General features: G+C 77.2%; 13 protein-coding genes. 5 read left to right on the plus strand and 8 right to left on the minus strand.

Going from position 1 to position 13,971, the window contains the following annotated elements:
- Positions 1-164: 164 nt before the first annotated feature.
- The 3 genes from O2W17_RS18740 to O2W17_RS18750 are packed head-to-tail and all read right to left on the minus strand — an operon-like array spanning position 165 to position 2,289.
- Positions 165-704 carry a flavodoxin domain-containing protein gene (locus O2W17_RS18740; RefSeq protein ID WP_269193963.1) on the minus strand — a complete coding sequence of 180 codons (540 nt, stop codon included), beginning with the start codon at positions 702-704 and terminating at the stop codon, positions 165-167.
- The gene (locus O2W17_RS18745) at positions 701-1,588 is read right to left on the minus strand and encodes a universal stress protein (protein WP_269193964.1); all 888 of its coding nucleotides are present in this window, start codon (positions 1,586-1,588) and stop codon (positions 701-703) included. The genes O2W17_RS18740 and O2W17_RS18745 overlap by 4 nt, the downstream gene beginning before the upstream one ends.
- 35 nt (positions 1,589-1,623) lie before the next feature.
- The gene (locus tag O2W17_RS18750) at positions 1,624-2,289 is read right to left on the minus strand and encodes a CBS domain-containing protein (RefSeq protein WP_269193965.1); all 666 of its coding nucleotides are present in this window, start codon (positions 2,287-2,289) and stop codon (positions 1,624-1,626) included.
- Positions 2,290-2,497: 208 nt separating this feature from the next.
- Here O2W17_RS18750 and O2W17_RS18755 point away from each other — a divergent pair, with 208 nt between their 5' ends.
- From O2W17_RS18755 to O2W17_RS18770, 4 genes are read left to right on the plus strand one after another with little or no spacing between them, the layout of a single operon-like run.
- Positions 2,498-3,514, plus strand: a complete 1,017-nt coding sequence (locus O2W17_RS18755) for a universal stress protein (protein WP_269193966.1) — start codon at positions 2,498-2,500, stop codon at positions 3,512-3,514.
- Positions 3,511-4,401 (plus strand): hypothetical protein, encoded by an 891-nt coding sequence (locus tag O2W17_RS18760; RefSeq protein ID WP_269193967.1) that lies wholly within the window; start codon positions 3,511-3,513, stop codon positions 4,399-4,401. Before O2W17_RS18755 ends, O2W17_RS18760 begins: the two co-directional genes overlap by 4 nt.
- Entirely contained in the window at positions 4,398-5,378 is a 981-nt protein-coding gene (locus tag O2W17_RS18765) for a universal stress protein (protein ID WP_269193968.1), read from the plus strand. Before O2W17_RS18760 ends, O2W17_RS18765 begins: the two co-directional genes overlap by 4 nt.
- A 16-nt stretch (positions 5,379-5,394) precedes the next feature.
- Positions 5,395-6,393: a zinc-dependent alcohol dehydrogenase family protein gene (locus O2W17_RS18770; protein ID WP_269193969.1), complete on the plus strand. Its 999-nt coding sequence runs from the start codon at positions 5,395-5,397 to the stop codon at positions 6,391-6,393.
- A gap of 59 nt (positions 6,394-6,452) precedes the next feature.
- Here the strand turns inward: O2W17_RS18770 and O2W17_RS18775 are convergent, their stop codons facing one another.
- Positions 6,453-7,325, minus strand: coding sequence for a hypothetical protein (locus O2W17_RS18775; RefSeq protein ID WP_269193970.1), 873 nt, complete (start codon positions 7,323-7,325; stop codon positions 6,453-6,455).
- 249 nt (positions 7,326-7,574) lie between these two features.
- On the opposite strand from O2W17_RS18775, the gene O2W17_RS18780 reads away from it, so the two are divergent.
- Positions 7,575-9,167: a DUF4389 domain-containing protein gene (locus O2W17_RS18780; RefSeq protein WP_269193971.1), complete on the plus strand. Its 1,593-nt coding sequence runs from the start codon at positions 7,575-7,577 to the stop codon at positions 9,165-9,167.
- A 16-nt stretch (positions 9,168-9,183) separates the two neighbouring features.
- Here O2W17_RS18780 and O2W17_RS18785 read toward each other — a convergent pair whose 3' ends face one another.
- The 4 genes from O2W17_RS18785 to O2W17_RS18800 all read right to left on the minus strand — a co-directional run bounded on the left by O2W17_RS18785 (position 9,184) and on the right by O2W17_RS18800 (position 13,970).
- Positions 9,184-11,772: a cation-translocating P-type ATPase gene (locus O2W17_RS18785; protein WP_269193972.1), complete on the minus strand. Its 2,589-nt coding sequence runs from the start codon at positions 11,770-11,772 to the stop codon at positions 9,184-9,186.
- Positions 11,769-12,014 carry a 2TM domain-containing protein gene (locus O2W17_RS18790; RefSeq protein ID WP_269193973.1) on the minus strand — a complete coding sequence of 82 codons (246 nt, stop codon included), beginning with the start codon at positions 12,012-12,014 and terminating at the stop codon, positions 11,769-11,771. The genes O2W17_RS18785 and O2W17_RS18790 overlap by 4 nt, the downstream gene beginning before the upstream one ends.
- 330 nt (positions 12,015-12,344) lie before the next feature.
- Positions 12,345-12,986 carry a polysaccharide deacetylase family protein gene (locus O2W17_RS18795; protein ID WP_269193974.1) on the minus strand — a complete coding sequence of 214 codons (642 nt, stop codon included), beginning with the start codon at positions 12,984-12,986 and terminating at the stop codon, positions 12,345-12,347.
- A 357-nt stretch (positions 12,987-13,343) separates the two neighbouring features.
- Positions 13,344-13,970 carry a phosphatase PAP2 family protein gene (locus O2W17_RS18800; protein ID WP_269193975.1) on the minus strand — a complete coding sequence of 209 codons (627 nt, stop codon included), beginning with the start codon at positions 13,968-13,970 and terminating at the stop codon, positions 13,344-13,346.
- Between the last annotated feature and the right edge of the window lies 1 nt (position 13,971).

Here is a 13,971-nt window from a genome sequence, read left to right on the forward strand (position 1 = left end):
GGGGGCGCCGCCGGACGTCGACGGTCTGGTCTCTGCCACGGAGGCCAGACTGCCACCGCCCGCTGGGCGGCGGAAGACGTCCCCGAGTCGCACGGGTGCCGCATCTGCCGCGGTCGGCGGTTCGCCCCGCTCGACGGGCCGGGCACCTCCGCGAGCGGCGCCCGTCAGGCCTGCACGGCGGCCGGGGAGGACAGCGCGTCGGCGACGCCCTCGGCCCAGGCGGCGACGGCCGGCCAGTCCCGGAAGTCGCCGACCGGCGCCCGCATGGCGGTCACCATGGCGCGCTCCCCGAACGTCAGGCGGGCCTTGTCCAGCCGGCCGGGGAAGAGGCCGTGACCCCGTGCACCGGTCAGCCCGGTCAGGGGCTCCACGTCGTGCGGCACGTCGGGCGGGAACGGGGGATCGCCGATCGGGCCGCTCGAGAACAGCCACACCCGCCTGGTCCGCAGCAGCGAGGCGTGCGTGGCGGCGTACTCGCGGGCCGGCTCCAGCCAGCGGCCGGCGTACACGGCGCTGCCCAGGACGACCGCGTCGAAACCGGCCGGATCGGGGTGCTGCTGCACGGGGACCGCGACGGCGACCAGCCCGGCCGCGCGTCCCCGGTCGCACGTGCTCAGCGTGCGCGCGATCTCGGCGCCGATCTCGGCCGTGGCGCCGTGCCGGCTGGCGACCGTGACCAGCACCCGCAGGCGGTGGCCGCTCACCGGCTTCCGCCGTCCAGGACAGGGACGACCGCCACCGGGCAGGTGGCCCGGTGGAGCACTCCGTGGGTGGTGGAGCCGAGCGCGTGACGACGCCGGTGTCCGACGACCACCAGCTCTGCGGTCATGCTCGCGGTCACCAGCGCCCGTGCCGCCCGGTCCCGGACGACCACCTCCTGCACCGGCACGTCCGGCTCCTTGTCGCGCCACCCGGCGAGCGCCTCGGCGAGGGCGCGTTCCTCCTCCGCGGCCACGCCGGTCGAGTCCACGAGCGGGCTCATCGACCGGTGGGCCGTGCCGAGGACGACGTCCTGCCAGGCGTGCACCGCGACGACGTCGGTGCCGCGCGCGGACGCCTCCTCGAAGGCGAAGTCGAGCACTTCCTGGTCGCCGCGCCGCCCCTCGACACCGACGACGACCGACCGGCGCGGGCTGACGCGGGCGGACGTGGGATCGGGGAGCACCACGACGGGGCAGTCCGCGTGCCCGACCAGGGCGGTGGCGGTCGAGCCGGTCAGGAGACCGGCGACCCCACCGGCGCCGCGGCTGCCCACGACGACCAGCTGGGCCGTGGCCGAGGCCCGGCGCAGGACGTCCACCGGGTCCCCGTCGGCGACCGTCGCGGTGACCTCCGTGCCGGTCGTCGCCGTCGCTGAGGTGATGGCCGTGCGGAGCACCTCGTGGGCCGCCGACCGCACCATGCCGGCCACGTCCATCTCCGGGGGCGGCATGGTGACCCCGTCGAGGGGCCAGTCCATCGCGTGCACGAGGCGCAGCGGCGCACCGCGGCGCCGCGCCTCGTCCGCGGCGAACGCGACGGCCCGCAGGGCCGCCTCGGAGGCGTCGACACCGACGACGACGGGTCGGTCGTGCGCGGGGGCGATCATGGTGGGTCCTCCCGTCGGGGCGGTGGCCGGGGCGTTCACGAGGAGGCGTTCACGTCGACCGGCGCGCCGCGGTGACCGTCGGCGTCACCGGGCAGCACCTGGGCACCGACCACGCCGGGGACCGTCCGGGCGAGCGCGTGCAGGGCCCGCTGCTCCACCGCGGCGGAAGGCTCCGGGGTCCCGGCGGTGCGCCGCACCGTGGCGATCCCCTCGACCACGGTCACCTCCCAGTCGCCGAGGTCGCCGGTGTAGCCCTCGATCAGGCGCAGCAGGTCGCGCCGGATCTCGTCATCGGGTCGCACGAGGGCGCGCAGCAGGTCGCGCCGGCTCACGATGCCGGCCAGGCGGCCGTCCTCCAGCACCGGCACGCTGCGGAGCCGGTCGTCGACGAACAGCCGGGCGACGTCGGAGACGTCCCCGCCGGCGTCCACGGTCCGCACGCCCCGGGTCATGACGCCGCGCACCAGGAGTGGCGGCGTCGGGTCGGCCGGTCCGTCGCGGCGAAGGTGGAGCCGGGGATCGGCGGGCAGCCGGTCCCGGAGCACGTCGGCCTCGGCGACGATGCCCACCAGCCGGTCGTTCCCGTCGACCACCGGCAGCGCGGCGTACCCGTGCTCGGCCATCACCTCGGCGGCGTACTTCGTCGACGTGTCGGGGCCCACGGTGACCACCTCGCGGGTCATGACGTCGCGTACCTGCACGATGCGCTCCCTGGTCGGGCTCTGCCTGTCCGGTCGGACGCCGACGCTAGGAGGGGCGGGCGCGTCGTCGCAGGGTCGCCCGGGTGGGTTCCGCCGGGACGTTGGTCCCGGATCGCGGGACTGGAGACCCGGCGACGCGGTGGCGGACCGGGCCGATCGTGGGCTTGAGCCCGGCACCGGCCGGGCCGGTCAGCACCGGGGAGTTGCCGTGGGCGTAGCAGGGGACCGGGGCGTCGGCGGTCCGGTGCCGCCGGACCGCGTGGTCGTGGGCGTGGACGGCTCCGGGCCCTCCCGGGCCGCTCTGGCGCACGCGCTCGTGGCGGCGGCGCGCCGCGGTGGCCGCGTGGAGATCGTCACCTGCTACGTCGTCGAGCTCCACCAGCTGGGCGGGGTGCCGGTCGTCCTCCCCGACCTGGCGGGCACCCGGGAGGACGCCGCCGCCCGGGCGCGGGCGCTGGTGGACGAGCTGCGAGGAGACGGCTCGCTCGCGCACGTGCCCGGCCTGCCGGAGGTCGAGGTGGTGGTTAGCGCGGTGCCGGGCCCGGCTGCGCAGGCGCTCGTCGACCGCTCGCGGGACGCCGACCTGCTGGTGGTCGGCAGCCGCGGACGCGGCGGCGCGCGCAGCGCTCTGCTGGGTTCGGTGGCGCTGCACTGCGCCACCCACGCCGCCTGCCCGGTGGTGGTCGTGCACGCAGGTGCCGGCTCCGACCGGATGCGCGTCGTCGTCGGTGACGACGGGTCCCCGGGAGCGCGCGCAGCCCTGGTCGCGGCGGTCGACGAGGGGGCCCGCGCCGGGACGGACGTGGAGGTGGTGGTGGCCTACGCGATCGAGGACTTCTGGCTCGACCTGACCACGGTCGTCGTGCCCCCGACGCAGCAGATCCGCGACGAGCTCCGCGACCGCACCGAGCGGACGGTCGCCGGGATCCTCGCCGACCGGGCCGCGGCGGGCCGCCCGGTGCCGGCGGTGCGCACCTCCGTCGTGCCCGGGCATGCGGCCGACGTGCTGGTCGACCGTGCCGGCGCCGACGGTCTGCTGGTGGTCGGCAGCCGGGGCGGGGGGATGCTGCGCGGGCTGCTCCTGGGCTCGGTGGCGCTGCACTGCGCCATCCACGCGCCCGGTGCCGTCATGGTGGTCCACCCGCGGGAGGAACGGGGCGGGCCGCACCCTCCGGCCACGCGCGCGCCCGAGGAGGGCCGCCCGGCGCCCTCCGTGCCGGCATGAGGCCGCTCACCTCCCTCCGGCGCTCGGCCCGCGTCCTCCGGCAGCATCACCCGGCTGTCCGGGACGGCGGCCCGGCCGTCGGCGCCCGCACCGGGACGGCGGCCGGCGCGATCCGGGTCCTGCTGGCCCTGCTCACCTCACCCGGCCTGCGCGCCCGCCGGGCGGTGCGTGGCGCCACGACCGCCGAGGTGGCCGCCCCGATGCCCGGCGACGAGCTGGTGCCTGCGCCCGTACTCGGCTACACGCGCGCGGTCACGCTCGAGGCGCCCGTCGAGGACGTGTGGCCCTGGCTGGCCCAGATAGGGCAGGGCCGCGGCGGCTTCTACAGCTACGACGGGCTGGAGAACCTGGTCGGCTGCCGGGTGCGCAGCGCCACCACCCTGCTGCCCGAAGACTTGCGGTTGCGCACCGGGGACCTGGTGCGGCTGGGGCCCGACGGGCATCCCTGCTTCCGGGTCGAGCGGGCCGAGGCGCCGGCCACCCTGGTCCTGGTCAGCGCCGACCCCCGGCCGCCGCACGCCGCCGGCTCCGTCCGGACCGATCGCACGGTGGCCACCTGGCAGTGGTCGCTGCGCCCGGCGCGGGAGGGCCGGGCCACCCGGGTCGTCGTCCGGCAGCGGCTCGTCCACCCGCGGTCGCAGTCGCTGCTTTGGCGCGTCGTCGAGCCGCTGAACTACGTCATGGAGCAGCGGATGCTGTCCGGTCTCGAGGCCCGGGCACGGCGCGGTGGCAGCGCTCGACCGGCCGGGCGTGGCCGGCCCCGCCCGGGACGGTTCCGCCGGGGGCCGAAGGTCCCCGCGACGGCGGGACGTCGGCCCGCGGCCCCGCCGGCCGCGGCCGGTGAGGCTGTCGATGCCAGGACGGGCGAGAACGAGGAGACCCGGTGACCGACGTGAGCGCGCAGGGACCACCTTCCGACGCCAGCGGCCGGCCGCGGCTGGTGGTGGGGATCGACGGGTCGGAGCATTCCCGGTCGGCCCTGGCGTGGGCCCTGGCCGAGGCCACCCGCCGCTCGGCTACGGTCGACGTCGTCACCACCTTCCAGGTCGACTTCTACTGGAGCGAGGCCTATCCGCTGGACGCGGAGCGCATCGACAGCGTCCGCGCCGAGACCGAGGCCCGGTCCCGTGCCTTCCTGGACGAGGTCCGGGCGGCGCCCGAGGTGGCGGGGGTGCCCGGCGCCACCGACGTCCCCGTCACGGTGCACGTGCTCGACGGTGCGCCGGCCGAGCAGCTGGTCCACCGGTCCGCGGCGGCGGATCTCCTGGTCGTGGGCAGCCGGGGACGGGGCGCGGTGCGCAGCACCGTGCTCGGCTCGGTGGCGCTGCACTGCTCGGTGCACGCCCACTGCCCGGTCGTGGTCGTGCGGCCGGGGCAGCGGGCGGTGGACGGGCCCGTCGTGGTCGGGGTGGACGACTCGCCCGCCGGGCGGACCGCCCTGCACCACGCCGCCGGCGAGGCGCGGCGGCGCGACCGCCGGCTCGACGTGGTCGTCGCCCGGGTCCCGGCCGACACCTGGAGCGAGCTGTCCGCAATGAGCGGCCCTTCGGCCGAGGAGCTGTGCGCGGACGCCGTGCGCTCCGGGCAGCGGCTGGTCGACGAGGTCCTCGGCGGCGCGCCGGACGTGGACGTGCGGGTCGTCGCCGACGTCGGTCCGGCCGACCGGGTGCTCGTGCAGCAGGCGGAGGGCGCCTCGCTGCTCGTCGTGGGCAGCCGCAGCCGCAGCCGGCTCGCGGGCATGGTGCTCGGGTCGGTCGCGCTGCGCACCGTCGTGCACGCACCCTGCCCCATCATGGTGGTGCACCCGCCACGCACGGGGACGCCGGGCCGGCCCGCCGTGGCCGCGGCCGCGCCCCAGGGCTGAGCCGGCGGCATCCGGGATGCAGGCGTGGACGGTCGCCGCACCGGCGCCGATCGACGCCGGGCCGTTGCGCCGGGTGGAGCGGGCCCTGCCCGAGCCCGGGCCCGGCCAGGTGCGCGTGGCGGTGAGCTGCTGCGGTGTCTGCCGCACGGACCTGCACCTGGCCGAGGGCGACCTCGCCCAGCGCCGGCCGGGCGTCGTCCCGGGGCACGAGGTGGTCGGACGGGTGGACGCCCTCGGTCCCGGGGCCGGTCGCTTCGCGATCGGGGACCGGATCGGCGTCCCGTGGCTGGGCGGCACCGACGGCACGTGCCGGTTCTGCCGGCGCGGCCAGGAGAACCTGTGCACGTCGCCGTCGTTCACCGGCTGGGACCTCGACGGCGGGTACGCCGAGGCGTGCCTGGTGGACGAGCGGTTCGCCCACCGGCTCCCGGACGAGCTACCGGACGAGCAGGCCGCCCCGCTGCTGTGCGCCGGGATCATCGGCTACCGCGCCCTCCGCTGCGCCGCGGTCCCGCCCGGCGGCCGGCTGGGCATCTACGGCTTCGGCGGCAGCGCGCACCTGACCGCCCAGGTGGCGCTCGGCCAGGGACTGCGGGTGCACGTGCTGACCCGCGGCGAGCACAACCGCCGCCTGGCGAGGGCACTCGGTGCGGACTCGGTCGGGGACGCGACCGACGCCCCGCCCGAGCCGCTCGACGGCGCGATCCTCTTCGCGCCGGCCGGGGAGCTGGTGCCGGTCGCCCTGCGGGCCCTCGACCGCGGCGCCACCCTGGCGGTCGCCGGCATCTGGCTCTCCCGCATCCCCGGGCTGGACTACGCCCGGGAGTTGTTCGAGGAGCGGCGGCTGCGCAGCGTCACCGCCAGCACCCGGCGTGACGGCGAGGAGTTCATGCGGCTGGCGGCCCGCCTCGGCATCGCCGCGACCACGGTGGCGTACCCGATGGCGGACGCCCCTCGAGCGCTCGCCGACCTGGCGCACGGGCGGTTCGGCGGGGCGGCCGTGCTGCACGCCTGAGCGGCAGCCCCCCGGCAGCCACCGGGAGGACCGGGGGACGACGGTGGTGCCGGCGGTGGTCAGCGGGCGGCGAGGGGCGGTACGACCCGCCCCAGGTGCAGCAGGTGCTGCGGATGCGCGTCCCAGGTCAGCGCGGAGCGGACCTGCAGGCGGACGACCGGCACCTCGACCACCTGCGGCAGCGGATCGCCCGCCCAGCCGTGGGTGGCGGCCACCAGGAGGACACGCCGCAGGGCCTCGCCGGACCGCAGCCAGGCGAGCTCGTCGTCCCGGTCGGTGACCAGCAGCGCCAGGGTCCGGCCGGTGCCCGATCCGTCCCCGGTGGGCCGGGCGACCCCGGACTCCGGCTGCCGCGTGGTCCAGAGCACCTGCCCGGCGCGGGCTGCCGGGTCGGCGTGCTGCGCACGGTCCGCCTCGCGCACCAGGTGCACGAGCAGCCGGAGGTGGTCCTCCCGCAGCACCGGCAGGAGCGTCGCCCCCTCGGCGGCCGCGGCCCGGACGAGCGCCCGCACCAGGTCCTCGGGCGCCCGCTCGGCGGACAGGTGCCCCCGAGCGGGCTGCCCGGCGGTGACGGCCGGTGCGAGGGCGGCGAGCTCCGCGTCGGGGAGGCCGCGCACGGGCGTCACCGTGGCCAGCAGGTCGGGGTCGCCGGGGCGGGGCAGCCGGTGCACCTCGACGGCGAGGCCGGTGGCGGCCAGTGACACCCGCACGCCGAGCAGCGCGGAACCGGCGCTCTGGGCGAGGCCCCGCCCGTGGCGGTCCGGCGTCGCCGGCCGGCGGGAATGGTCGGCGCACACCTCGAGCACCCCGGCACGCAGCGCGAGCCGCCACGGTGGGGCGTCGGGCACGGACGGCGCACGGAGCACCGACCCGACCGCGTCCTCCAGCGCGCGGGCGACCGTCCGCGGGTCCAGAGCAGGGTCAGCGGCCACGCGAACTCCTCCGACGGCGATCCCTCCCATCATCGGCCGCGCGGCTCCTGCGGCCCCGGGGACGGCGGACCCCACCGGTCCCGACGAACGTCCCGTCGTGCCGGGACCACCGGCCGCGCCTCCGGCCTGCCCGGGCGGGCCTTCGGTCCGTCGCGGGACGGACGTTCGCCCGTCCCGCCGCTGAGGGTTGGGGTCCACGCTCGGTGGATCGCCGCGCACCACGGCTTGCGGCGGACGGAGGAGGCCCCGATGACCGAGCACCGCGAGCCCTATCCGGTCCGGGTGGACGGGATCCTGGACCCGCCCCTCTCGCGCTGGCTGTGGCTGGTCAAGTGGCTGCTGCTGCTCCCGCACTACGTCGTCCTGGCGTTCCTGTGGGTCGCCTTCGTCGTCCTGACGGTGGGGGCCTTCGTCGCGATCCTGGTCACCGGCCGGTACCCACGTGCGGTCTTCGACTTCAACGTCGGGGTGCTGCGCTGGTCCTGGCGGGTGCACTACTACGGCTACGCGGCCCTCGGCACCGACCGGTACCCGCCGTTCAGCCTGGCCGACGACCCGGACTACCCCGCCCGCCTGGACGTGCCCCGTCCCGAGCGGCTCTCCCGCGGGCTGGTGCTCGTCAAGAGCTGGCTGCTCGCGCTGCCGCACTACGTCGTGCTTGCGCTCTTCGTCGGCGGCGGCGTCTGGTTCGGCACGGCGGGCACGGCCGGGGGTGCCTGGGACGACGGATGGGCCGCCGGCGGCCTGGTGGCCCTGCTCGTCCTGGTCGCGGGCGTCGTGCTGCTGTTCACCGGCCGGTACCCGGCGCCGGTGCACGAGTTCGTGGTCGGCATGGACCGGTGGGCTCTGCGGGTGGCCGCCTACGCCGCCCTGATGACCGACCGCTATCCGCCGTTCCGCCTGGACATGGGCGGCACCGATCCGGGGCATGCGCCGGTTCCCCCACCGGTGGCCACCGGCCCGTCGACCGGGACGTCCGCCGGAGAGCCGCAGGGGGCCACCACCACCGGGACGGCGCCGGCGGGGACGTCCCGCAGCCACTGGACCGGCGGCCGGATCGTCTCCGTGGTCGCCGGGGCGCTGCTGCTCACGCTCTCCACGGGGTTGCTCTTCGGCGGGGGCGGCCTGCTGTGGGCCGACCAGACCCAGCGCGAGGACGGCGTGCTGCTCAGCGGCGACGTCGCCGTCGACGTCGACGGGTACGCCGTGGCCAGCGACGACATCGAGCTCGACGTGGACGGCGGGCAGTGGGTGCTCGACGACTTCCTCGGGACCGCCCGGGTCATCGCCACCCCGGCCGACGCCGGCGACCAGCTGTTCCTCGGCGTGGGCCGGTCCTCCGACGTCGCCGGCTACCTGGCGGGCGTGCGGCACTCCCGGATGGACGGGATCGGTCCGCGCGACGAGGGGTGGCAGGGCGGCGGTGGCGGGATGGACGAGGGCCGGCTCCAGGAGCGGCCCGGTGTCGCCCCCGGCACCCCGCCCGGCGCGGCGGACGTCTGGGTCGCCTCCACCTCGGGTCCCGGTACGCAGGTGCTGGACTGGCGACCCACGGACGGGGACTGGACGGTGGTGCTCATGCGGGCCGACGGCGCGGCCGGGATCGACGCGGACGTCCGGGCCGGCGCCACCGTCCCGGGTCTGACCGGACTGGCCGCCGGACTCCTCGTGGCCGGCGGCGTGCTGTTCGCGGCCGGTGCGCTGCTGGTGGTCCTCGCCGTGCACCGCGCCCGGCTGACGCCCCCCGACGCCGGCACCGGAGCGGTTCCGCCCGCACCCGCACCGCCGGCTCCCGGTGGCACGGCGCCCGTGCTCAGCGGCGGCGCGGCACCACGCGGCTGACCTCGCCGGCCGGCAGTCACCCCGACGGGCGCCGGCGCCGGGCGGCGAGTCGCTTCGCCGCGGCGTCGGCGAGCAGCACCACGGGGATCGCGGCCGCGGCGACGGCGAGGCCGGCCGGCGGCGGGACCCGCTGCCCGAGCAGGTCGGCGATCGGCGGGACGGCCAGCATCGCCACGAGCACGAACAACTCGACGGCGACCGCCCAGACCAGCAGCCGGTTGGTCCGCCAGGCCACCCGCCAGGCCGGGCGGCTGGTGCTCCGGCAGGCGAAGGCATTGGCGAACTGGCCGAAGACGACGGCCGCGAACGCGGCTCCGGAGGCGGCGGCCAGGGTGCCCGGGGCCACGTCGGCCCCGTAGCTCCACCCGGACGGCACGAGCACCGCGAGGAAGGCCGCCATGGCGATGGTCGCCTCCACCGGCCCCAGCACGAGCAGCGCCCGGCGCAGCAGGCTCCGGTCGACCAGCCGGCGGCGGGGCGGCGGGCCCTCCAGCACCCGGGGTGACGCCGGTTCGGCGCCCAGGGCCAGGGCGGGGAGCAGGTCGGTGGCGATGTCCAGGCTGAGCACCTGGAGCACGCCGAGCGCGAGCGGCACCGAGCCGCCGGTGACCGTGAAGACGACGAAGGGCGTCAGCTCGGCCACGTTGTCGGTCAGGTGGTAGGTCAGGAAGCGGCGGATGTTGGCGAACGTCGCCCGGCCCTGGCGGACGGCGTCGACGATCGTGGCGAAGTGGTCGTCGAGCAGCACGAGGTCGGCCGCCTGGCGCGCCACGTCGGTCCCGCCGACACCCATGGCCACGCCGATGTCCGCGGCCCGCAGCGCCGGTCCGTCGTTGACGCCGTCCCCGGTCATGGCGACGACGTGCCCCCGGGCCTGCAGCGCGCGGGCGATCCGCAGCTTGTCCTCGGGTGCGACCCGGCAGACCACGGTGCCGTCGGCGTCGAGCAGCTCACCGAGCGCCGCCTCGTCGGCCGGGAGCTCCCGGCCCTCGAGGAGGCGGCCGGTCGGCCGCCACAGGCCGGTCTGCCGCGCGATCGCCTCGGCCGTCGCCCCGGAGTCGCCGGTGATCATCGCGACCGCGATGCCGGCCTCGCGGCAGCGGGCCAGCGCCTCGTCGACGCCGGGCCGGGGCGGGTCCTCCAGCCCGACCAGGCCGAGCAGCTCGAGGTCCCGCTCGGCGGCGTCGGCGTCGGCGTCCTCGGGCAGGGGCCCGCTGCGTCGGGCGACGGCGAGCACCCGCAGCCCGTCGGCGGCCAGGCGGGCCGCCTCCTCGGCGGCTCCGGCGGGGTCGGTGCACCGGGCCAGCACGCTGTCCGGTGCGCCCTTGAGCGAGAGCACCCCGTCCTCCCAGACCGACATCCGCCGACGTCGCGGGTCGAAGGGGAAGCGCCGGGCGCCCGGGGGAGTGCCGGCGACCGTGCCGGGGAGGTCCACCCGGCGGGCCAGCGCGTCGAGGGCGGCCTCCATCGGGTCGCCGATCGCGATCCAGTCACCCTCCTCCTCCCGCTGCGCCCGGCCGGTGGAGCAGACGACCGCGGTCCGGGCCAGCTCACGCGTGGCCCGGACGGCGTCCGCGGTGCCGTGCACCTGCGCCGTCGGCTCGTAGCCGGTGCCCTCCACGGCGACCTCGCCGGCGGGTGTCCAGACGCGGACCACCGCCATGCGGTTCTGGGTGAGCGTGCCGGTCTTGTCGGTGCAGATGAAGGTCGTCGATCCGAGCGTCTCCACCGACTCCAGCCGGCGGACCAGGGCGTGCCGGCCGGCGAGCAGCTGGGCGCTGCGGGCCAGGGAGAGGGTGACCGTGGGCAGCAGCCCCTCGGGGACCAGCGCCACGGTGACCCCGACCGCGAACAGGAAGCCCTCGCCCGCGGGCAGGCCGAGCAGGGACCCGGCCGCGAAGCAGACCGTGCCGATGCCCACCGCCAGCACCGTCACCGTGCGCACGACCCGGTGGAGTTCCCGGGCCAGCGGCGTCCTGGCGCGCTCGACCGTGCGGGTCAGCGTCGCGATCGACGCCAGCCTGGTGTCGCCGGCGATCGCGGTGACGACGGCCGAGGCCTCACCTTCCACGACGAAGCACCCGGCGGACAGCGGGTCGCCGGGGCCCTTGCCCACGGGCTCGCTCTCGCCGGTCAGGAGTGCCTCGTCCACGCGCAGCCCGTGCGAGTCGAGCACTCGCAGATCGGCGGCCACCCGGTCACCGGCCTCCTGGAGGACGAGGTCGTCGACGACGAGGTCGACGGCGTCCACCTGCTGCCGGCGGCCGTCCCGGACGACGGTCACCCGGTGCGGCACCAGATCGCGCAGGGCCTCCGCGGCGCGGTCGGCGCGGTACTCCTGCACGAAGGCGAAGACACCGTTCAGGACGACGACCACCCCGATGGCGACGCCCAGCTGCGGCATCCCGCCGATGAAGGCCAGAGCCGCCGCCGCCCAGAGCAGGAGCGCGAAGAAGTGCACCAGCTGGGCGGCGAGCAGCCTCACCGGTGAAGGCGGCCCCTCCACCGGCAGGCGGTTGCCACCCTCGGGCCGGCGCCGGGCCGCCTCGGCCTCCGTGAGGCCGGCCAGGGACGTGCCCGCCCCGGCCGTGACGTCCCCGGTCACCCCCGGTCCCGGACGGCCTCGTCGCGGCGGGCGTACGCGGCGCGCCGGTGCACCCGGAGCGCCGTGCCCCAGACCGCCAGCGGGACCAGCGGCCACGGGAACCAGGCCCCCGTGGCGAGGGCACCGACCAGCCAGGCCACCACGAGCACGGTGTTGACCAGGGCGTAGGCGAGCAGGTGCTCGGCGAACCGGCGACGTCGGCGCAGGACGTCGGGGGCAGGGACGGACCCCTGGGCGGGCATGGGTGCTCCGGATCGCGGGATGCGGCGGGGGCCGGGTCCCCGGCCGCCCCTCAGCCTCGGTGGCCCGGTGTGGCCCGCACCGGGTCCGGAAGTCCCTACCTGGGGGCCGAGAGGCCCGCACCGTCGCCGACCTTCGGCACTCACCCGCTCCGCGGTGGCCGACCTGGTCGTCCGTCGGCTGCGGCGGGACCGGCGGGCTGTGGTCGGCCACGTCCATCGCCGGCGCACCGGTCACCGGGGTCGTCCCCGTGGCGGTGCGCGAGTCGGGGGACCTGACGGTGTCCTTCCTCGCGCTCTCCTACGCGGGCCTGCAGGGCCGGCTCGACGAGCTCACTGCGGACGGAGTGCGTCGAGGGTGACGAACCCGTACCCGGCCGCGCGGATCCGCTCGATCACGTCCGGTAGGGCATCGGCGTCCAGGGTGCTGCGGTCGTCGGGATGGCCCCCGACGTGCATGAGGACGATCGCGCCGGGCCGCAGGGCCCCGTCGACCCGGTCCACGACGGACTGCACGCTGCGGCCACCGCTGGTGCCCTGCCAGCCGAGGGTGTCGACGGTCCACCGCACGGCCACGTAACCCAGGTCGTTGACGGCGGCGATGGTGCGGGCGTCCCGGTCCCCGAACGGGAAGCGGAACAGCGGCCGCGGATCGGCACCGGCTGCACGCAGGGTGCGCTCCGCGCCCAGGACCTCGTCCCTGATCGCCCCGTCGGAGAGCTGGGGGAGGTGCGGGTGGCTGGTCGAGTGGTTGCCGACGCGGTGACCGGCGGCACGGATGGCCGCGACGGCAGCCGGCTCGCCGGCCGCCCAGCGGCCGGTCAGGAAGAAGGTCGCGGGGACCCGCTCGGCGGCCAGCGTGCCGAGGATCGAGGAGAGCCCCGCGCTGTCGGCTCCGGCGTCGAAGGTCAGCGCCACCACGGGCCGGTCGGTGGGGATCGTGGTGACGTCCTGGCCGCGCAGGGTCGCCGGCACCGCCGGTACCGGGACGGTGGACGGCGGGGAGACGGTGGTGGGCGGGCCGGGCCGCGGCGCTGTCGGTGCAACGGGGACCGGTGTCTCCGGTACCGGGGACGGCGGGCCCGCTGACGACGGGAGCGTGGACGAGGTCGCCGGCCCGGACCCCGACGCGTCGCCGTCCCCACGGCCGCCGGAACCGCCTCCGAGCCCGAGGACGACGGCCACCACCAGGCCGACCAGCGCGACGGCGCCGACGGCGGCGCCGAGCCACCTGTTCCGGTTCCCCACGACCACGGCCCACCTCCCGTCCCGGTCCAGCTCAGCGCGCGGAGCGCCCGGGAGGGAGCGGCGGACGGCACCCGGCACCGGGACCTAGGGCACCGGTTGCCGGGACCGGCGCCGGGCCGGGACCCCGAACGCCAGGTTCAGCACGGCCGCGACGGCCGCACCGGCCGCGGCCCCGCCCACCACGTCCAGCGGCGCGTGCCCGCCGAGGTAGACGCGGGCCGACGAGTTGAGCACCGCCAGGACCACCACCGTCACCTGCCACCTCCGCGACAGGTAGGGGAGGAGGAGCACGACGATGCCGAACGCGATGACGGCGTGCCCCGACGGGAACGAGTCACCGGCCGACGGCACGTCACGCAGCACGGCACCGGGGATCGTCGTCCCGGGGCGCTCCCGGTGGACCAGCTCCTTGAGCACGGCCCGTTCCACCAGCAGTTTCAGCGGCACCAGCAGCACGAGGGCGACGGCCAGTCGCCGGTGCCCCCGCAGCAGCGCACCGGCCGCGACCAGCAGCGGCATGCCGAGCACCCCGAGCAGCTGGAAGTACCACAGCGGCCACTCCCAGACGTCGGATCCTCCGTTGACCAGGTGGAACACGCGTCGTTCGAACGCCCCGACGGCCCCGGGGGCCACCGCCCACGCGCACAGGGCGGTGAGCGCGGCGGCGCATGCGGCCGTCGCGGCATCGCCCCACCGGCGCCGGACGCGCACG

It is taken from the genome of Blastococcus sp. VKM Ac-2987, assembly GCF_026967805.1.
GTDB lineage: Bacteria > Actinomycetota > Actinomycetes > Mycobacteriales > Geodermatophilaceae > Blastococcus.